The sequence below is a fragment of the Burkholderia savannae genome, assembly GCF_001524445.2.
Taxonomy (GTDB): domain Bacteria; phylum Pseudomonadota; class Gammaproteobacteria; order Burkholderiales; family Burkholderiaceae; genus Burkholderia; species Burkholderia savannae.
In genome coordinates this window covers 949,526-967,041 of sequence record NZ_CP013418.1, presented here as the reverse complement: position 1 = coordinate 967,041, position 17,516 = coordinate 949,526, and the positions used below count along the sequence as shown (strand labels likewise).

At 68.7% G+C, this 17,516-nt stretch carries 18 protein-coding genes; 15 read left to right on the top strand and 3 right to left on the bottom strand.

Features of this window, described 5'->3' with window-relative positions; all coding sequences use genetic code 11:
• Positions 1-232: 232 nt before the first annotated feature.
• Together WS78_RS25245 and WS78_RS25240 are read right to left on the bottom strand one after the other, a co-directional pair.
• Positions 233-1,396, bottom strand: coding sequence for a metallophosphoesterase (locus WS78_RS25245; protein WP_038744077.1), 1,164 nt, complete (start codon positions 1,394-1,396; stop codon positions 233-235).
• Positions 1,397-1,456: 60 nt separating this feature from the next.
• Positions 1,457-2,041, bottom strand: a complete 585-nt coding sequence (locus WS78_RS25240) for a malonic semialdehyde reductase (RefSeq protein WP_038744198.1) — start codon at positions 2,039-2,041, stop codon at positions 1,457-1,459.
• 132 nt (positions 2,042-2,173) lie between these two features.
• Here WS78_RS25240 and WS78_RS25235 point away from each other — a divergent pair, with 132 nt between their 5' ends.
• A complete protein-coding gene (locus WS78_RS25235) occupies positions 2,174-2,800 on the top strand; it encodes an alpha-ketoglutarate-dependent dioxygenase AlkB family protein (RefSeq protein ID WP_038744079.1) in 627 nt (208 codons plus the stop codon).
• A 78-nt stretch (positions 2,801-2,878) separates the two neighbouring features.
• Positions 2,879-3,829, top strand: a complete 951-nt coding sequence (locus tag WS78_RS25230; RefSeq protein WP_038744080.1) for an IclR family transcriptional regulator — start codon at positions 2,879-2,881, stop codon at positions 3,827-3,829.
• 309 nt (positions 3,830-4,138) lie between these two features.
• Here the strand turns inward: WS78_RS25230 and WS78_RS25225 are convergent, their stop codons facing one another.
• Positions 4,139-5,227 carry a porin gene (locus WS78_RS25225; RefSeq protein ID WP_038744082.1) on the bottom strand — a complete coding sequence of 363 codons (1,089 nt, stop codon included), beginning with the start codon at positions 5,225-5,227 and terminating at the stop codon, positions 4,139-4,141.
• Between the two features lie 434 nt (positions 5,228-5,661).
• Here WS78_RS25225 and WS78_RS25220 point away from each other — a divergent pair, with 434 nt between their 5' ends.
• From WS78_RS25220 to WS78_RS25160, 13 genes are read left to right on the top strand one after another with little or no spacing between them, the layout of a single operon-like run.
• Positions 5,662-5,979 carry a non-heme iron oxygenase ferredoxin subunit gene (locus WS78_RS25220; RefSeq protein WP_038744084.1) on the top strand — a complete coding sequence of 106 codons (318 nt, stop codon included), beginning with the start codon at positions 5,662-5,664 and terminating at the stop codon, positions 5,977-5,979.
• 1 nt (position 5,980) lies between these two features.
• On the top strand, positions 5,981-6,292 hold the full coding sequence (locus WS78_RS25215; protein WP_038744087.1) for a recombinase-like helix-turn-helix domain-containing protein: 312 nt from the start codon (positions 5,981-5,983) through the stop codon (positions 6,290-6,292).
• 34 nt (positions 6,293-6,326) lie between these two features.
• Positions 6,327-7,394: an aromatic ring-hydroxylating dioxygenase subunit alpha gene (locus tag WS78_RS25210; protein ID WP_038744090.1), complete on the top strand. Its 1,068-nt coding sequence runs from the start codon at positions 6,327-6,329 to the stop codon at positions 7,392-7,394.
• Complete coding sequence (locus WS78_RS25205) at positions 7,391-8,161, top strand: SDR family oxidoreductase (protein WP_059582523.1); 771 nt, start codon at positions 7,391-7,393, stop codon at positions 8,159-8,161. The genes WS78_RS25210 and WS78_RS25205 overlap by 4 nt, the downstream gene beginning before the upstream one ends.
• A 31-nt stretch (positions 8,162-8,192) precedes the next feature.
• Positions 8,193-8,720 (top strand): cupin domain-containing protein, encoded by a 528-nt coding sequence (locus tag WS78_RS25200; protein WP_038744200.1) that lies wholly within the window; start codon positions 8,193-8,195, stop codon positions 8,718-8,720.
• 16 nt (positions 8,721-8,736) lie between these two features.
• Positions 8,737-9,633, top strand: a complete 897-nt coding sequence (locus WS78_RS25195; protein WP_059582519.1) for an alpha/beta fold hydrolase — start codon at positions 8,737-8,739, stop codon at positions 9,631-9,633.
• Complete coding sequence (locus WS78_RS25190; protein ID WP_038744096.1) at positions 9,630-10,484, top strand: IclR family transcriptional regulator; 855 nt, start codon at positions 9,630-9,632, stop codon at positions 10,482-10,484. Before WS78_RS25195 ends, WS78_RS25190 begins: the two co-directional genes overlap by 4 nt.
• On the top strand, positions 10,481-11,278 hold the full coding sequence (locus tag WS78_RS25185) for an SDR family oxidoreductase (RefSeq protein ID WP_059582513.1): 798 nt from the start codon (positions 10,481-10,483) through the stop codon (positions 11,276-11,278). The genes WS78_RS25190 and WS78_RS25185 overlap by 4 nt, the downstream gene beginning before the upstream one ends.
• Positions 11,271-12,944 (top strand): thiamine pyrophosphate-binding protein, encoded by a 1,674-nt coding sequence (locus WS78_RS25180; protein ID WP_059582509.1) that lies wholly within the window; start codon positions 11,271-11,273, stop codon positions 12,942-12,944. The genes WS78_RS25185 and WS78_RS25180 overlap by 8 nt, the downstream gene beginning before the upstream one ends.
• On the top strand, positions 12,937-13,752 hold the full coding sequence (locus tag WS78_RS25175; RefSeq protein WP_038744102.1) for an aspartate dehydrogenase: 816 nt from the start codon (positions 12,937-12,939) through the stop codon (positions 13,750-13,752). Before WS78_RS25180 ends, WS78_RS25175 begins: the two co-directional genes overlap by 8 nt.
• A 21-nt stretch (positions 13,753-13,773) precedes the next feature.
• Positions 13,774-15,264, top strand: coding sequence for an aldehyde dehydrogenase (locus tag WS78_RS25170; protein WP_059582508.1), 1,491 nt, complete (start codon positions 13,774-13,776; stop codon positions 15,262-15,264).
• Between the two features lie 16 nt (positions 15,265-15,280).
• Positions 15,281-16,246: a VOC family protein gene (locus tag WS78_RS25165; protein WP_059582507.1), complete on the top strand. Its 966-nt coding sequence runs from the start codon at positions 15,281-15,283 to the stop codon at positions 16,244-16,246.
• Positions 16,239-17,486 (top strand): NAD(P)/FAD-dependent oxidoreductase, encoded by a 1,248-nt coding sequence (locus WS78_RS25160; RefSeq protein ID WP_059582506.1) that lies wholly within the window; start codon positions 16,239-16,241, stop codon positions 17,484-17,486. The genes WS78_RS25165 and WS78_RS25160 overlap by 8 nt, the downstream gene beginning before the upstream one ends.
• The last annotated feature ends 30 nt before the right edge of the window (positions 17,487-17,516 follow it).

The window sequence follows — 17,516 nt, the reverse complement described above, 5'->3', positions numbered from 1 at the left end:
GGGTGCAGACGTTGCGGAGTGGATATCGTCGGGATTCCGCATGAATCGATCCGGCAGGCGACGGCGAGCGTGGGCGTTTGCCTCGACATTCGTCTCTTCTATGGTCCGTCGAATCGCGTTCTGCCTTCGGCATTCGGCATTCGGCATTCGGCATTCGGCATTCGGCATTCGGCATTCGGCATTCGGCATTCGGCATTCGGCATTCGGCATTCGGCATCGACGGCGCGCACGCTTAGTTCCCGTCGTCGCGCACGAGACGCAATCGCGTGATTTCCGACGGCGCGCCGAGCCGCTTCGGCGGCCCCCAGTAGCCGGTGCCGCGGCTCGTATAGACCCACAGCCCGCCGAGCCGCGCGAGCCCCGCGGTAAACGGCTGCTGGAGGCGCACGAAGAAATTCCACGGGAAGAACTGGCCGCCGTGCGTGTGGCCCGACAATTGCAGCGTGAAGCCCGCATCGGCCGCCGCGGTCGCGCTGCGCGGCTGGTGCGCGAGCAGCACGCGGATGCGCACGTCGACGGGCGCGCCCGCGAGCGCCGCGTCCGGATCGCTGCGATGCGCGGGATCGAAGTGGCCCGCCGAGTAGTCGGTGACGCCCGCGATCACGAGCCTGCCGTCGCCGTGGTCGAGCGTGCGGTGCTCGTTGAGGAGCACGTCGAGGCCGATGCGACGGAACTCGGCGATCCATTCGTCGGCGCCCGAGTAGTACTCGTGATTGCCCGTCACGACGTACGCGCCGTGCCGCGCGCGCAGCCCGCCGAGCGGCGCCGCGTGGCCCGCGAGCTGCGCGACCGTGCCGTCGACGACGTCACCCGTCACCGCGACGAGGTCCGGCTCGAGCCGGTTGACCGCGTCGACGATCGCCTCGACGTAGCCGCGCTTGATCGTCGGGCCGACGTGGATGTCGCTGATCTGCACGATCGTGAAGCCGTCGAGCGCGGCGGGCAGGTCGTCGATCGGCACGTCGACGTCGACGACGCGCGCGCGGCGTCGCGCATTGACGAAGCCGACGACGCTGACCGCGAGCGCCGCGAGCGGCACGCCGGCCGCCGTCTGCGTGCGCCAGTGCGCGAGCGACACCGCGCCGGGCGCGAGCGCGTCGATGGTGACGAGCGACGCGAGCAGCACGTCTCGCGCAAGCGTGAGCACGAGCAGCGACGAGAAGAAGCCCATCGCGACGAGCCCGACCCATGCGATGCGATCGCCGAGCGGCTGCCGCTCGAACACGCGCGAGAGCATCCCGAGCGGAATCAGGAAGCACGACGCGACGAGCCACAGCGCGCCCGCGTAGCGGGCGGCGGGCGACGCGAGGTCGGGAAGGAGGCGAAAGCCGACGTACACGTGCAGCAACACGCCGATGATCGTGAGGCGCAGCAGAAACGATGAAACGCGTCGCATGGGCGGGAACGGGAGGAACTGGGGAGAAGGCGGCGCGCGCACGCGCCGCCCGTTGCACGATTATGCGATGCGCGCGATTTCGTCGAACGAGAAGCGGGGGCTGCGCGGGAACAGGCCGGCGGGGTCGCCGTAGCCGAGGTTCACGAGGAAGTTCGATTTGATCGACGTGCCGGCGAAGAACGCGGCGTCGACGGCCGCCTGATCGAAGCCGGACATCGGGCCCGCGTCGAGGCCGAGCGCGCGCGCGGCGACGATCAGGTACGCGCCTTGCAACGACGAATTGCGGAACGCCGTGGCTTCGATCAGCGCGTCGTTGCCCGCGAACCAGCTGCGCGCGTCCGCGTGCGGAAAGAGTTTCGGCAGATGATCGTAGAACGCGAGATCCATCCCGACGATCACCGTGACGGGCGCGGCCATCGTCTTCGCGCGATTGCCCTCGGACAGCGCGGGCTCGAGCTTCGCCTTCGCTTGCGGCGACTTCACGAACACGAAGCGCGCGGGGCTCGAGTTCGCCGACGTCGGGCCGTATTTGACGAGGTCGATCAACTGGTGGAGCAGCGCGTCGTCGACGGGCCTCGGCTGCCACGCGTTGTGCGTGCGCGCGGTGCGGAAAATTTGATCGAGGGCGGAATCGGAAAGAGTCATGTCGAGATCCGGATGAGCGCGCAAACGGCTTTGCGTTTGCGCGGCTAGAATTTGAACAGGGCGGCGCGGCGCCGCACGATGCGATGCGCGCCATTCCGCGATGATAGCCGGATGCGGAGATTTTGACCGACGATGTTCGATTTGTTCGACGACCTGCCGAAACCCGATGTGGACTGGCATCCGGACTGGCTCGCGCCCGCCGACGCAGACCGTTTCCATGCGCGCCTCGTCGACGAGGTCGCGTGGCGGCAGGACACGATGCGCACGCCGCGCGGCCTGCTGCCGCTGCCGCGCCTGACCGCGTGGCAGGGCGAACCGCAGGCGATCTACGTGTACTCGGGCATCCGCAACGAACCGGCGCCCTGGACGCCCGCCGTGCTCGAGCTGAAGCGGATGGTCGAGGCGGCGAGCCGCGCGCGCTTCAACAGCGTGCTTTTGAACCGCTATCGCAACGGTTTCGACAGCATGGGCTGGCACGCGGACGACGAACCGGAGCTCGGCGCCGAGCCGGTGATCGCGTCGCTGAGCCTCGGCGCGACGCGCATTTTCGATTTGCGGCACAACGGGACGGGCGTCGCGCATGCATATCGTCTGACGAACGGCAGCCTGCTCGTGATGCGCGGGCGTACCCAGCAGGAATGGCGGCACCGCGTGCCGAAGGAGCCCGCCGTGCAGGGCGAGCGGATCAACCTGACGTTTCGCTGGGTGAGCGCGCCGCCCGCCGCCGCGCGGCGCGTCCGGCCGCTGGCGGGCGGATGACGGCGGGCGCTGCCCGCGCGTCAAAACCGGGCAGCCTTCGCGTTATGATTCGGTTTCTTTCCGTCCACTGCAGCCGACATGGCCAAAACCACCACGACAGCCGCGGCGAAGCGTGCCGCCGACGCCGCAACGGGCAATCCGCGCCATGCCACGGCCGCTGCGGCCGCAGCGCCTGACGCGGCCGACGACGAAGCCGCGGGCGGCGCGTCGTCCTATCTCGTTCCGGGGCTCGAACGCGGGCTGCGCATCCTGGCCGAGTTTTCCGCGCGCGAGCCGGTGCTGAGCGCGCCGGAGCTGTCGAAGCGAATCGGCATTCCGCGCACGACGACGTTCCGTCTGCTGCAGACGCTCGAGGCGCTCGGCTTCATCGAGCGCGCGAACGGCGACCGTCATTTTCGGCTCGGCGTCGGCGTGCTGCGACTCGGCTTCGAATATCTGAACTCGCTCGAACTGACCGACCTCGGCACGCCGGTGCTCGAGCGCCTGCGCGATGCGACCGGCCTGTCGGCGCATCTGCTGATCCGCGACCGGCGCGACGTCGTGTTCGTCGCGAAGGCGCAGAGCAACGCGCCGATGTTCGGCTCGGTGAAGGTGCACGTCGGCACGCGGCTGCCCGCGCACGCGACCGTGCACGGCCATGTGCTGATGGGCGACCTGACGCGCGACGCGATGCGCCAGCTCTATCCGGAAAAGCGGCTCGAAGCGTTCACAGAGCATACGCCCGCGACCGTCGACGAGCTTTACGAGCGCGTGCGCCATTACGCGCGCCTCGGTTATGCGGTAAGCGAGGGCGCGTTCGAGAGCGGAATCTCGGCGGTGACGGCGCCCGTGCGCGATCACTCGGGCTCGATCGTCGCCGCGATCACGGCGACGGTGCCGCGCTCGGAGATCGGCTCGGCCGATGAAAAGGAGCGGCTCGTCGAAGTGGTGTGCGGCGCGGCCGTCGATCTGTCGCAGCGCCTGAACTATCGGCCGCTCGACAGCGATCCGACCGTCGCGCACGCGCGGCACAAGGTCGCGTTGTTCTGATCGCTTCGTTCGTCTCGGGCGGCGCGGGGCGCGTGGGATGTGCGGGCAGCGCGGGCGGCGCACGATGCGGCGCGAGGCGAATCGGGCTGCGGCGGTGGCGGTTCGAACTGGCTGATCGGTCTTTGAGGTTCTTCTCGACGACGCTTCAAAAGACAAAGCCCTCGCACGAAGCGAGGGCTTTTTTGCATCCGCGCGCTGCCGCTGCGGCGTGCTGGGCCGCCGCGGCGAAGCCGCGTTGCGCGCCGCCCGCCCGTCACGCGACGGGTGCTCGGCGCGCCCGCGCGGCGTCACGCCGCGATCGGAGCAACGTCAGAACGAGTGATGAATCCCCGCCAGAAGGATCACCTGGTTCGCCGTGCTCGACACGCCCGCCGTGAAGAACGCCGCCTTCGCATTGCCGCTCGCGTGCTCGTAGAGCACGTTCGCATAGAGCTGGGTGCGCTTGGACAGCGAATACGTATCGCCGAGCTCGAACTGCGTCCAGCGGCGGCCGGCGAGCGTCGATGTCGCCGCGCCGCCCGCAATCACGTTGAACGGCGACGTCTGATAGTTCGCGCCGGTGTCGTAGCTCTGGAACGTGTCCGAGTGGCCGTTCGCCTGCAGCTTCACGCGCGTGTAGAGGCCGTGCACGAGCAGCGGCCCGAACTGGTACGACAGCCCCGCGCCCATGTTCTCGGCCTTCTTTGCGACGTAATTCGCGACGGGCATGCCCTGGAACGTGCCGCCCGGCCCGGCGATGCCGCCGACGGTCGCCATCGAGAACGCCTGGTCGTGCTCGTTCGAATAGACTGCGGCCGCCTTGAACGGGCCGTTCGCGTAGTTGACGCCGAAGCTCATTGTCCGGCCGGTCGAGAAGTTCGTCGTGTTGCCGAAGCCGAGCATCGCGCCCGCGGTGAAGCCCGCGTAGGTGGGCGACCGGTACTTGACCGAGTTGTTGAACGGCACCGTGCTCGTGTCCGCGAGCTGGTCGAGGTTGCCCGGATGGAACGCGTACCAGCTCTGCGCGAGGAACGCGGTCGACAGCGGGTCGAGCCAGTCGAAGTTGAACGGCGTCTGATGGCCGAGCGTCAGCGTGCCGAGCTTGTCCGAATTCAGGCCGACGAACGCCTGGCGGTTCCACATCGTGCCCGCCGCCGCCATCTGGCCGCTGTTCGTATAGAAGCCGTTTTCGAGCTGGAAAATCGCCTTCAGGCCGCCGCCCAGATCCTCGACGCCTTTCAGGCCCCATCGGTCGGGCTGCGTGTTGCCCTGAATCATCGACCACTTCGCGCCGCCGCCGGCGTTGTTCACGTACGCGACGCCGGCGTCGAGGCTGCCATACAGCGTGACGCTGCTCTGCGCCCACGCGCCGGCGGCGACGCCCGCCCCGAGTAATGCTGCTACCGCATGCTTGACCATCTGATCTCCTGACCTTCGCTTCGAATGACGCGGGCGGTGGCCGCGCGCGAAAGAGTCGGCCACGCGCGTTCCCACGGCTGAGTATTTGGCCTTCTTGTGTTCCATATATGGAACTTTGTGCCTTTGGTGGAATGAAGTATAGGGGCGGAAATTGACAGGAACAAAATAAATTTTCGAATCGGAACGGCGCGCGCGATTCGTCCGACGACACGCTCGTAACATCATGAAAAATCGAGGGAAAACCCGAAATTCCCATCTCGTGCCCGGCTGGCCTGGGTTGCGGCGCATCGCACGGAATCCACACCTCGGTGTTTTCCCTAGGAGCCGCAGCTTTTTATTTTGATCTTCGAGACGCACTCCTATAATCACCATCCATAAACTGATGTTCCGCATGTGGAACAAACGGACAGGCCGACTTGAAGGAAGGGTGTGAGATGTCTGAACAATGGGTTTGCGCCGGACATGCCGGCGCGTTGTCCGAGGATTCGCCGATCGAGTTCAAGCGCACCGACGGCGTCGAGATCGGGATCTATCGCGTTGGCGACGAGGTGTACGCGCTCGAGAACGTCTGCCCGCACGCGTATGCGCTTCTTACGCAAGGCTTCGTCGACGAAGGCACGGTCGAGTGCCCGCTGCACGAGGCCGTGTTCGACATCAAGTCCGGCCAGTGCCTGAAGGGGCCGGGCGGCCGCGCGCTGAAGACATACGCGGTGCGGCTCGCCGGCGAAGAAATCCAGATCAAGGTGGAATGACATGAACGAGACGACCGTGAACTTCAACCCGTTCCTCATGCCGTGGCGCGCGCCGCAGCCGAACAACGTCGCGGGCAAGGGGCAGATCGAGACCCCCGGGCAAATGCCGAATCTCGTGTGGCAGACGCGCAAGGCCGAGCCGACGCAGTACGAGAACGATCTGGGCGACGCGCTCGAGCGCGTGTTCGAAGGCGGCGCGACCGAGCTGGCGGACGTCGTCGCGGGCCTGAACCGCATCGGCTTTCGCGCGCCCGACGGCGCCGAGTGGACCGCCGAGCGCTTCTGCGCGGAACTCGCCGCGCTCGCCGAATGACGCAGCCGCCCTCAAACGCTTCCGGAGCAAACAGATGACGTCTTCCGCCCAAACGAACGCCGGCGCCGATCCGATCCGCGAGTATCTCGACCGCGGCATCCGTAACTACTGGTACCCCGTCGCGCCGAGCTGGCAAGTGTCGAGCGCGCCCGTCGGCATTACTCGGTTATCCGAACAGATCGTGCTGTGGCGCGATCAGCAGGGCAAGGTGCAGGCGCTCGAGGATCGTTGCCCGCACCGCGGCGCGCGGCTGTCGCTCGGCTGGAACCTCGGCGATCGCGTCGCGTGCTGGTATCACGGCGTCGAAGTGAACGGCGGCGGCACCGTGACGAAGGTGCCGGCCGTGTCGAACTGTCCGCTCGAAGGGCAGGCATGCGTGAAATCGTATCCGGTCGAGGAGCGCGCGGGCGCGATCTTCCTGTGGTTCGGCGACGACGCGCATCGCGAGCCCGCGCCGCTCGTGCTGCCCGACGAGCTCGTCGGGCCCGAGTATGCGCAGTTCGTGTGCGTGTCGAACTGGACCTGCAATTACCAGTACGCGATCGACAACGTGATGGACCCGATGCACGGCGCGTACTTGCACGCGACGTCGCATTCGATGGCCGAAGGCGACAAGCAGGCCGACATGCGCGTGCGCAAGACCGAGACCGGCCTGATGTTCGAGAAGGTCAACCAGCGCGACGTGAACTTCGACTGGGTCGAGCTCGGCGAGACGGGCTGCATCTGGCTGCGTCTCGCGATTCCGTACCAGCGCAAGTTCGGCCCGGGCGGCAGCTTCGGGATCGTCGGCTTCGCGACGCCGATCGACGACGACCACTGCCAGGTCTATTTCTGGCGCACCCGCAAGGTCGATGGCTGGCAGCGCGACGTGTGGCGCTTCCTGTATCGCAATCGCCTCGAAGGGCTGCACTGGGCGGTGCTTGAACAGGACCGCTACGTGCTCGAGAGCATGGCGCCGAACGCGCGCGATCACGAATACCTGTATCAGCACGACGTCGGCATCACGCGCGCGCGGCGGATGCTGCGCCAGCGCGCGCAGGAGCATCTCGCGGCGCTCGACGCGCATCGCGCGGCCCAGGCCGAAGCGGCGGAGCGCGCATGAGCGCGCCCGTGCAAGCGGTCGCGCTCGCCGGCCGCCGCGTGCTCGTCACGGGCGGCGCGCGCGGGCTCGGCGCGGCGTTCGTCGAGGCGCTCGTCGCGGCGGGCGCGAAGGTCGCATTCGGTGACGTGCTCGACGTGGAAGGGCGCGCGCTCGAGCAGCGTTTGCGCTGCGCGGGCCACGACGCGCGCTTCATTGCGCTCGATCTGGCGGACCCGGCGAGCGTCGCCGCGTTCGTCGACGAAGGCGCGCACGTGCTCGGCGGCGTCGACGGCCTCGTCAACAACGCGGCGATCACGAACTCGGGCGGCAAGCTCGCGGCCGAGCTTTCGATCGACACGTGGGACGCGGTGATGAATGTCAACGCGCGCGGTGTCTGGCTCGCGTGCAACGCGGTGCTGCCGCATCTCGCGCGCTCGGGGCGCGGCGCGATCGTGAATCTCGCGTCCGATACCGCGTTGTGGGGCGCGCCGAAACTGCTTGCGTACGTCGCGAGCAAGGGCGCGGTGATCGCGATGACGCATGCGCTCGCACGGGAGTTCGGCGAGCACGGCGTGACGGTCAACGCGATCGCGCCGGGCCTGACCGAAGTCGAGGCGACGGCCTACGTACCCGCCGAGCGCCACCAGTATTACCTGCAGGGCCGCGCGCTGCCGCGCGCGCAGGCGCCGGCCGACGTGACGGGGCCGGTGCTGTTCCTTCTGTCCGACGCCGCGCGCTTCGTGACGGGCCAGCTGCTGCCCGTGAACGGCGGCTTCGTGATGCATTGACCGATTGTTAGAACTCTTGAAGGAGATGACGATGGCGGACGCCGATATCGAGCGTAAATCGTGGGACCAGCCGGCGAGCGCGAGCTTCGCCGAGTGGATGGACGGGCGCGTCGCGCGCTTCGCGACGCGCCGCTACGACTGGGACGCGCTGAAGTTCCAGGCCGATTTCGATCCGAAGTACCGCCGCGCGCAGATGCGTTACGTGGGCACGGGCGGCACGGGCGTCGCGAAGGATACGAACACGGTGCCGGCGGGCGGCTTCACGTTTTCGACGATGGTGATTCCGGCCGGCAACGTCGGCCCGAGCCACATCCACGTCGACGTCGAGGAAATTTTCTTCGTGCTGCGCGGCAAGATGAAGGTGATCTGCGAGCGCGACGGCGAGATCTGGGAAGCCGTGCTCGGCGAGCGCGATCTGATCTCGGTGCCGCCGGGCGTCTATCGGACCGAAATCAACGTCGGCGAGGAGGACGCGCTGATGTGCGTGATGCTCGGCTCGCCGAAGCCGATCACGCCGACGTATCCGCCGGATTCTCCGCTTGCGAAGATCAAGCGCTGAGGCACGGACGACGACGATGAGCGCAATTTCCAGGCCGGCTGGCGACGCCAGCGCGAAACCGTTCGCGGAGCTGCTCGGCTGCTTTGCCGAGCGCCGCGCGGACGCGGGCGCCGCGGGCACGATCGGCTACCGCGAGGCGGGCGACGCGCACGGCGAGCGCTGTCCCGTCGTGTTGCTGCACGGGATCGGATCGGGCGCGGCGTCGTGGGTGCGTCAACTCGATGCGCTCGGCGCGACGCGCCGCGTGCTCGCGTGGGATGCGCCCGGCTATGGTGCTTCGTCGCGCGTCGCGGCCGATTCGCCCGTCGCGGCCGATTACGCGGCGGCGCTCGGCGCATGGCTCGATGCGTTGCGGATCGGGCGCTGCGTGCTTGTCGGCCATTCGCTCGGCGCGATCGTCGCGGGCGCGTTCGCGCGGCGCGCGGGCGAGCGTCTGTCAGGATTGCTGCTGATTTCACCCGCGGGCGGCTACGGCAGCGCGCCCGCCGACGTGCGCGCCGAGCGGCGCGACAGCCGGCTCGCGCTGCTCGCGGCGCTCGGCCCGCAAGGGCTCGCCGACGAGCGCAGCGCGAACATGCTGTCCGCGTACGCGAGCGACGCGGCGCGCGCGTGGGTGCGCTGGAACATGGCGCGCATCGTGCCCGCGGGCTATGCGCAGGCGACGCACCTGCTCGCGAACGCGGACCTCGCGTCCGATCTTTCGCATTATCACGGCCGCATCGCGGTCGCGGCCGGCGCGAACGACGCGATCACGCCGCCCGCCGCATGCGAGCGGATCGCACAGGCGGCGGGCGTCGGGTTGCAGGTGATTCCGCGCGCGGGCCACGCGGGCTATGTCGAAGCGCCCGATGCGTACAGCGCGTTGATCGACGCATTTTGCCGTCAATGCGACGGATCGCGAGGTGCGCCATGAGCGAGCCGCTGCTGAAAGACGCCGACGACGCGAAGAATGATTCGAACTACGTAGTACCTGGGCTCGAGCGCGGGCTGCGGATTCTCGCCGAATTCTCGCCGCGCGAGCCGGTGCTCGGTGCGCCCGAGCTGTCGAAGCGGCTCGGCATCCCGCGCACGACGGTGTTCCGCTTGCTGCAGACGCTCGAATCGCTCGGCTTTCTCGAGCGCGCGGACAAGGATCGCAACTATCGCCTCGGGGTTGCGGTGCTGCGCCTCGGCTTCGAGTATCTGAGCTCGCTCGAGCTGACCGATCTCGGCTTGCCGGTGATCGAGGGGCTGCGCGACGCGACGGGCTTCACGACGCACATCGTGATCCGCGACGGCCGCGACGTCGTGTTCGTCGCGAAGGCGCAGAACGCGGGGCATGCGTTCGGTTCGGTGCGGGTGAACGTCGGCACGCGCCTGCCCGCGCATGCGACGACGCACGGTCACGTGCTGATGGGCGACCTGTCGCTCGCCGAGTTGCGCGCGCTGTACCCCGAACGGGAGCTCGAGCGCGTGACGAAGGCGACGCCGGAAACCCTCGACGCGCTCTTCGACGTGATTCGCGACGACGCGCGCCGCGGCTACGGGATCGGCAATTCGGCGTTCGAGCGCGACATCTCGGTCGTCACCGCGCCCGTGCGCAACGACGCGAGGAAGATCGTCGCGGTCGTCACGGTGACGGTGCCGAGGCCCGAGATCGACGCATCGCTCGTCGCCGACGGGCTGATCGACAAGGTGCTGCGCGCGGCGGCGGAGCTGTCGCGGCGGCTCAACTACCGTTCCGACGACGAAAACACCTATTTGAAGGCTTTGGGATTGCGATGATCCAGATCGATTTGAGCGGGCAGGTGGCGGTGGTGACGGGCGGCTCGTCCGGCATCGGCTACGCGAGCGCCGAGCTGTTTCTGCGCGCGGGCGCGTCGGTCGCGATATGCGGCCGCAGCGACGAGCGGCTCGCGAGCGCGCATGCGCGGCTCGTGCAGCAATTCCCGCGCGAGCGCGTGCTCGCCGCGCGCTGCGACGTGCTCGACGAGGCCGACGTGAACGCATTCGCGCAGGCCGTCGCCGAGCGCTTCGGCTGCGCCGACATGCTCGTCAACAACGCGGGCCAGGGCCGCGTGTCGACGTTCGCGGACACGACGGACGACGCATGGCGCGACGAGCTCGAACTGAAGTACTTCAGCATCATCCGCCCGACGCGCGCGTTCCTGCCGCTGCTGCGCGCATCGGCCGCGCCGACGATCACCTGCGTGAATTCGCTGCTCGCGCTGCAGCCGGAGCCGCATATGGTCGCGACGTCGTCGGCGCGCGCGGGCGTGCTGAGCCTCGTGAAGTCGCTCGCGACCGAACTCGCGCCCGAGCGCATCCGCGTCAACTCGATCCTGATCGGCATCGTCGAATCGGGGCAGTGGCGGCGGCGCCACGAGGTGCAGGCGCGGCCGGGCGAATCGTGGGAAGCGTGGACGGCCGCGCTCGCCGCGAAGAAGAACATTCCGCTTGCGCGTTTCGGCCGGCCCGACGAGGCCGCCTGGGCGCTCTTTTATCTCGCAACGAATCTGTCGTCGTACACGACGGGCAGCCATATCGACGTATCAGGAGGCTTTGCACGCCATGTCTAACAAAACCACGACCACGGTGGGCGAGCTGATCGCCGCCTTCCTCGAACAATGCGGCGTGAAGACCGCCTTCGGCGTGATCTCGATTCACAACATGCCGATCCTCGACGCGATCCATACGCGCGGCAAGATCCGCTACGTCGGCGCGCGCGGCGAAGCCGGCGCCGTCAACATGGCGGACGGCCTCGCGCGCGTGTCGGGCGGCCTCGGCGTCGCGTTCACGAGCACGGGCACTGCCGCCGGCAACGCGGCGGGCGCGATGGTCGAAGCGCTGACGGCGGGCACCGCGCTCTTGCATATCACCGGGCAGATCGAGACGCCTTACCTCGATCAGGATCTCGCGTACATCCACGAAGCGCCGGATCAATTGTCGATGCTCAACGCGATCTCGAAGGCCGCGTATCGCGTGCGCACGGTCGAGACCGTGCTGCCGACGATCCGCGAAGCCGTGCGCGTCGCGATGACCGCGCCGAGCGGCCCCGTGTCGGTCGAGATTCCGATCGACATTCAGGCGGCCGAGATCGAATGGCCGGACGATCTCGCGCCGCCGCACGTCGCGGTGCGCGAGCACGACAGCGCGCGCGTCGCGAAGCTCGCCGACGCGCTTGCGAACAAGCGCCGGCCGCTTCTGTGGCTCGGCGGCGGCGCGCGGCATGCGCGCGCGGAGGTCGAGCGGCTCGTCGCGCTCGGCTTCGGCGTCGTCACGAGCGTGCAGGGGCGCGGCGTGCTGCCCGAAGACCATCCGGCGACGCTCGGCGCGTTCAATGTGCACGCGGCCGTCGAGAGCTTCTACAGGACCTGCGACGCGATCGTCGTCGTCGGCTCGCGGCTGCGCGGCAACGAGACGCTGAAGTACAAGCTCGCGCTGCCGCGTCCACTCTTCCGCGTGGATGCCGATGCGCTTGCCGACAACCGCGGCTATCGCAACGATCTGTTCGTGCACGGCGACGCGAAGCGCGTGCTCGCCGAGCTCGCCGACCGGCTCGAAGGCAAGCTCGCCGTCGATCCGCGCTTCGTCGACGATCTCGCGGCCGCGCGCGAGGCGGCGGCGGCCGACGTGGGCAAGGGGCTCGGCCCGTACAAGCGTCTCGTCGACACGCTGCAGCAGGCGGTCGGCCGCGACTACAACTGGGTGCGCGACGTGACGATCTCGAACAGCACGTGGGGCAACCGCCTGTTGCAGATCTTCGAGCCGCGCGCGGGCGTGCACGCGTTGGGCGGCGGCATCGGCCAGGGCATGCAGATGGCGATCGGCGCGGCGCTCTCGGGCGCGGCGGCGAAGACCGTGTGCCTCGTCGGCGACGGCGGCCTGATGGTGAACGTCGGCGAGCTCGCGACCGCCGTGCAGGAAAACGCGAACGTGATGATCGTGTTGATGAACGACCAGTGCTACGGCGTGATCCGCAACATCCAGGACGCGCAGTACGGCGGCCGCCGCTGCTACGTCGATCTGCATCAGCCGGATTTCGCGCAGTTCTGCGCGAGCCTGAACCTCGCGCATCACCGGATCACGTCGCTCGACGACGCGGAGCGCATCGTTCGCGAAGGGCTCGCGCACGAAGGCCCGGTGCTCGTCGAAGTCGACATGCTGTCGATCGGCTCGTTCGCGACCGCGTTCGCGGGCCCGCCCGTGAAGAAGGACACGCCCGCGGAGCGCCAATATGCGTAACGCGCACGCTCCCGTCGACGTCGCGATGATCGGCTTCGGCGCGATCGGCGCGGCCGTCTATCGCGCGGTGGAGCACGACGCCGGGCTGCGCGTCGCGCACGTGATCGTGCCCGAGCATCAATGCGACGCGGTGCGCGGCGCGCTCGGCGAGCGCGTCGACGTCGTGTCGTCGGTCGAAGCCCTCGCGTACCGTCCGCAGTTCGCGCTCGAATGCGCGGGGCACGGCGCGCTCGTCGACCACGTCGTGCCGCTCTTGAAGGCGGGCACCGATTGCGCGGTCGCGTCGATCGGCGCGCTGTCCGATCTCGCGCTGCTCGACGCGCTGTCCGAGGCGGCCGACGAAGGCGGCGCGACGCTCACGCTGCTGTCGGGCGCGATCGGCGGCGTCGACGCGCTCGCGTCCGCGAAGCAGGGCGGCCTCGACGAAGTGCTGTACATCGGCCGCAAGCCGCCGCTCGGCTGGCTCGGCACGCCGGCCGAGGCGCTCTGCGACCTGCGCGCGATGACGTCCGAGCAGACGATCTTCGAAGGCAGCGCACGCGACGCGGCGCGGCTCTATCCGAAAAACGCGAACGTCGCGGCGACGGTCGCGCTCGCGGGCGTCGGGCTAGACGCGACGAAGGTGCGCCTGATCGCCGATCCGGCGCTCACGCGCAACGTGCACCGGATCGTCGCGCGCGGCGCGTTCGGCGAGATGTCGATCGAGATGAGCGGCAAGCCGCTGCCGGACAACCCGAAGACGTCCGCGCTGACGGCGTTCAGCGCGATTCGCGCGCTGCGCAACCGCGCGTCGCACTGCGTGATCTGAACGGTTAGGACACCCATCATCATGACTGCATTCGACTCTTCCCTCGTGCCGACGGGCGAGATCCTGATCGGCGGCGAATGGCGCCGCGGCCGCGGCGCGACGACGCCGAATTTCTATCCGGCCGACGGCTCGCTCAACACCGAGATCCACATGGCCGGCGCGGCCGACGCGCACGAAGCGGTCGAGGCCGCCGACGCCGCATGGCGCCGCGCGAACTGGTCGGGACTGAAGCCGCATCAGCGCGCCGGCGTGCTGTACCGGATCGCCGATCTGATCCACGCGAATCACGAGGCGCTCGCGCAACTGCAGCGGCGCGACAACGGCAAGCCGATCAGCGAGACGCGCGCGCTCGTCGCGAGCGCGGCGAACACGTTTCGCTACTTCGCCGCATCCGCCGAGACGCTCGACGAGGCGCTCACGCCGTCGCGCGGCGACTATCTGTCGATGAGCGTGCACGAGCCGCTCGGCGTCGTCGCGGCGATCACGCCGTGGAATTCGCCGATCGCCTCCGACGCGCAGAAGCTCGGCCCGGCACTCGCGGCGGGCAACGCGGTCGTGCTGAAGCCGGCCGAGGTGACGCCGCTTGCGTCGCTCGCGCTCGCGCGTCTCTGCGGGCAGGCGGGCGTGCCGCCCGGCGTGATCTCGGTGCTGCCTGGCAAGGGCTCGGTGATTGGCGACGCGCTCGTGCGCCATCCGCTCGTGAAGAAGGTGTCGTTTACGGGCGGCACCGAAGTCGGCCGAGGGATCGCACGGCTCGCGGCCGAGAAGCTGATGCCGCTGTCGCTCGAGCTGGGCGGCAAGTCGCCGACGATCGTGTTCGACGACGCCGATCTCGATCACGCGGTGAACGGCGTGCTGTTCGGGATCTTCAGCTCGTCGGGCGAATCGTGCATCGCGGGCTCGCGCCTGTTCGTGCAGCGCGCGATCTACGACGCGTTCGTCGCACGGCTCGTCGACGCGGCGCGCAAGCTGCGCGTCGGCGATCCGGCGAGCGAGCGCACGCAGATGGGGCCGCTCGTCACCGCGCAGCATCGCGACACGATCGAGCGTTACGTCGCGCTCGGCCGCGACGAAGGCGGCCGCGTGCTGTGCGGCGGCGAGCGGCCGACGGGCGAAGGCCGCGACGCGGGCTTCTTCTATCTGCCGACGATCCTCGACGGCTTGTCGAACCACGCGCGAATCTGCCAGGAAGAGATTTTCGGGCCGGTGCTCGTCGCACTGCCGTTCGACGACGAGGCGTCGCTCGTCGCCGAAGCGAACGACAGCGTGTTCGGCCTCGCGGCCGGCATCTGGACGCGCGACTACAAGCGCGCATGGCGCATCGCGCGCGCGCTCGACGCGGGCACCGTGTGGATCAACACGTACAAGCAGTTCTCGATCTCGACGCCGTTTTCCGGCTGGAAGGAAAGCGGAATGGGCCGCGAGAAGGGCAGCCTCGGGATTCGCGAGTACATGCAGCAAAAGAGCCTCTACTGGGGCTTGAACGAATCGCCGCTGCCGTGGGCGAACTGACGCAAAGGATCATCGAATGAGCATTCTCGGCATCGAACAGATTACCTACGGCGTGACCGATCTCGCGACGTGCCGCCGCTTCTTCGCGGACTGGGGGTTGAAGGAGATTGCGTGCGACGACGTGCACGCGCGCTTCGAAACGATGAACGGCTGCACGGTGCTCGCCGTCGACGCGCGGGAGCCGTCGCTGCCGCCCGCGTTCGAAGCCGGCCCGACGCTGCGCGAGGTGACGTGGGGCGTCGGCACGCGGGCGGAGCTCGACGCATTGCGCGGCAGGCTCGCGGGCCAGCCGGGCCACTACGAGACCGACGACGCGATCGGCTGCATCGATCCGAACGGCATGGCGATCCGCATCGAGGTGACGCGCAAGCGCGCGATCGACGTGAAGGGCTCGCTGCCGAACGTGTGGGGCGAGACGCTGCGCGTCGATCAGCCGGCCGCGATCTACGAGCGTGCGGAGCCGATCGAAGTCGGGCACGTCGTGTTCTTCACGAACCGGCTCGCGGAGCAGGAGGCGTTCTATCACGAGCTGCTCGGCTTCGAGACGTCGGACCGCTATCCGGGCCGCGGCGCGTTCATGCGCTGCGCGCCGCACGGCGGCCACCACGACCTGTTCCTGCTTGCGCTGCCTACGGCCAAACGCGGCCTGAATCACGTCGCGTTCACGGTGCGCGACATTCACGAAGTGTTCGGCGGCGGCATGCACGTGAGCCGCTGCGGCTGGGAGACGCAGCTCGGGCCGGGGCGGCATCCGGTGTCGTCCGCGTATTTCTGGTACTTCCGCAATCCGGCGGGCGGCCTCATCGAATACTACGCGGACGAGGACATGCTGACGCCCGCGTGGCAGCCGCGCGAGTTCGAGCCGGGCCCGACCGTGTTCGCCGAGTGGGCGATCGACGGCGGCCTCGACGGCAACACGCGCCGGCAGAAGAACGCGAAGGCGCCGGAGGGCAAGTTCATGACGGAGCGTAAGGATGACTGAGCAAGCGAATGCCGAAGCGCTCGCCGCGCCGCGTACCGTCGTCGTGATCGGCGGCGGGCAGGCGGCGGGCTGGGTGGTGAAGACGCTGCGCGGCGAAGGTTTCGCCGGCCGCATCGTGATGATCGCCGACGAAACGCATCTGCCTTACGAGCGGCCGCCGCTGTCGAAGGCGGTGCTGGCGGGCGATGCGGACCTCTCGACCGTGCGCGTCGTGCAGCCCGACGAATTCGGCGCGCTCGGCGTCGAAGCATGGCAGCCTGAGCGCGCGGCGTCGATCGATCGCGTGCGGCGCGTCGTGCGCGCGGCGTCGGGCCGCGAGGTCGAATACGATCGGCTCGTGATCGCGACGGGCGGCGCGCCGCGCCGTCTGCCGGAATCGATTGTCAAGACGCCTAACCTTCATTATCTACGCACGCTCGACGAGGCCGTGGCGCTCGGCGAGAAGCTGCGCGCGAGCCGTCGCGTGCTCGTGATCGGGGGCGGCTGGATCGGGCTCGAGGTCGCGGCGACCGCGAGCAAGCTAGGCGTCGACGCGGTCGTCGTCGAAGGCGCGCCGCGCCTTTGCGCGCGCTCCGTGCCGGACGCCGTGTCCGACTTTCTCCTCGAATTGCATCGTGCGAACGGCGCCGACGTGCGGTTGAACGCGTCGCTCGCGTCGCTCGGCGCGCATCCGGACGACGCCGGCCGCGTGCGCGCGGCGCTCGCCGACGGCACGACTGTCGATGCGGATTTCGCGGTCGCGGGAATCGGCCTCGCGCTCAACACGTCGCTCGCGGCCGAGGCGGGCCTGCACGTCGAAGACGGCATCGTCGTCGACGAATACGGAACGACGAGCGATCCGGCGATCTTCGCGTGCGGCGACGTCGCGAATCATCCGAACGCGTGGCTCAAGCGCCGCGTGCGGCTCGAATCGTGGGCGAACGCGCAGAACCAGGCGATCGCGGCCGCGAAGGCGGTGCTCGGCGTGCGCGCGCCGTATGCGGAGATTCCGTGGTTCTGGTCCGATCAATATGACGTGAACCTGCAGATTCTCGGCGACCTGCCGGCCGATGCGCAGCTCGTCGTGCGCGGCGACGTCGCCGCAAAGCGCGCGACGCTGTTCTTCCTGACGGACGGCGCGCTGCGCGGCGTGATCGCGATCAACTCGGCGCGCGAGCTGAAGCTCGCGCGCAAATGGATGAACCAGGGGCGCGCGATCGACGTCGCCGCGCTGGCGGACACGACGAAGGCGCTTGCCTGACCGACGAGAACGACGACATGGAGGAGAACA

Coding starts and splice junctions, on each gene's coding strand:
- WS78_RS25245 (WP_038744077.1), bottom strand. CDS start 1,396: ATGCGACGCGTTTCATCGTTTCTGCTGCGCCTCACGATCATCGGCGTG.
- WS78_RS25240 (WP_038744198.1), bottom strand. CDS start 2,041: ATGACTCTTTCCGATTCCGCCCTCGATCAAATTTTCCGCACCGCGCGC.
- WS78_RS25235 (WP_038744079.1), top strand. CDS start 2,174: ATGTTCGATTTGTTCGACGACCTGCCGAAACCCGATGTGGACTGGCAT.
- WS78_RS25230 (WP_038744080.1), top strand. CDS start 2,879: ATGGCCAAAACCACCACGACAGCCGCGGCGAAGCGTGCCGCCGACGCC.
- WS78_RS25225 (WP_038744082.1), bottom strand. CDS start 5,227: ATGGTCAAGCATGCGGTAGCAGCATTACTCGGGGCGGGCGTCGCCGCC.
- WS78_RS25220 (WP_038744084.1), top strand. CDS start 5,662: ATGTCTGAACAATGGGTTTGCGCCGGACATGCCGGCGCGTTGTCCGAG.
- WS78_RS25215 (WP_038744087.1), top strand. CDS start 5,981: ATGAACGAGACGACCGTGAACTTCAACCCGTTCCTCATGCCGTGGCGC.
- WS78_RS25210 (WP_038744090.1), top strand. CDS start 6,327: ATGACGTCTTCCGCCCAAACGAACGCCGGCGCCGATCCGATCCGCGAG.
- WS78_RS25205 (WP_059582523.1), top strand. CDS start 7,391: ATGAGCGCGCCCGTGCAAGCGGTCGCGCTCGCCGGCCGCCGCGTGCTC.
- WS78_RS25200 (WP_038744200.1), top strand. CDS start 8,193: ATGGCGGACGCCGATATCGAGCGTAAATCGTGGGACCAGCCGGCGAGC.
- WS78_RS25195 (WP_059582519.1), top strand. CDS start 8,737: ATGAGCGCAATTTCCAGGCCGGCTGGCGACGCCAGCGCGAAACCGTTC.
- WS78_RS25190 (WP_038744096.1), top strand. CDS start 9,630: ATGAGCGAGCCGCTGCTGAAAGACGCCGACGACGCGAAGAATGATTCG.
- WS78_RS25185 (WP_059582513.1), top strand. CDS start 10,481: ATGATCCAGATCGATTTGAGCGGGCAGGTGGCGGTGGTGACGGGCGGC.
- WS78_RS25180 (WP_059582509.1), top strand. CDS start 11,271: ATGTCTAACAAAACCACGACCACGGTGGGCGAGCTGATCGCCGCCTTC.
- WS78_RS25175 (WP_038744102.1), top strand. CDS start 12,937: ATGCGTAACGCGCACGCTCCCGTCGACGTCGCGATGATCGGCTTCGGC.
- WS78_RS25170 (WP_059582508.1), top strand. CDS start 13,774: ATGACTGCATTCGACTCTTCCCTCGTGCCGACGGGCGAGATCCTGATC.
- WS78_RS25165 (WP_059582507.1), top strand. CDS start 15,281: ATGAGCATTCTCGGCATCGAACAGATTACCTACGGCGTGACCGATCTC.
- WS78_RS25160 (WP_059582506.1), top strand. CDS start 16,239: ATGACTGAGCAAGCGAATGCCGAAGCGCTCGCCGCGCCGCGTACCGTC.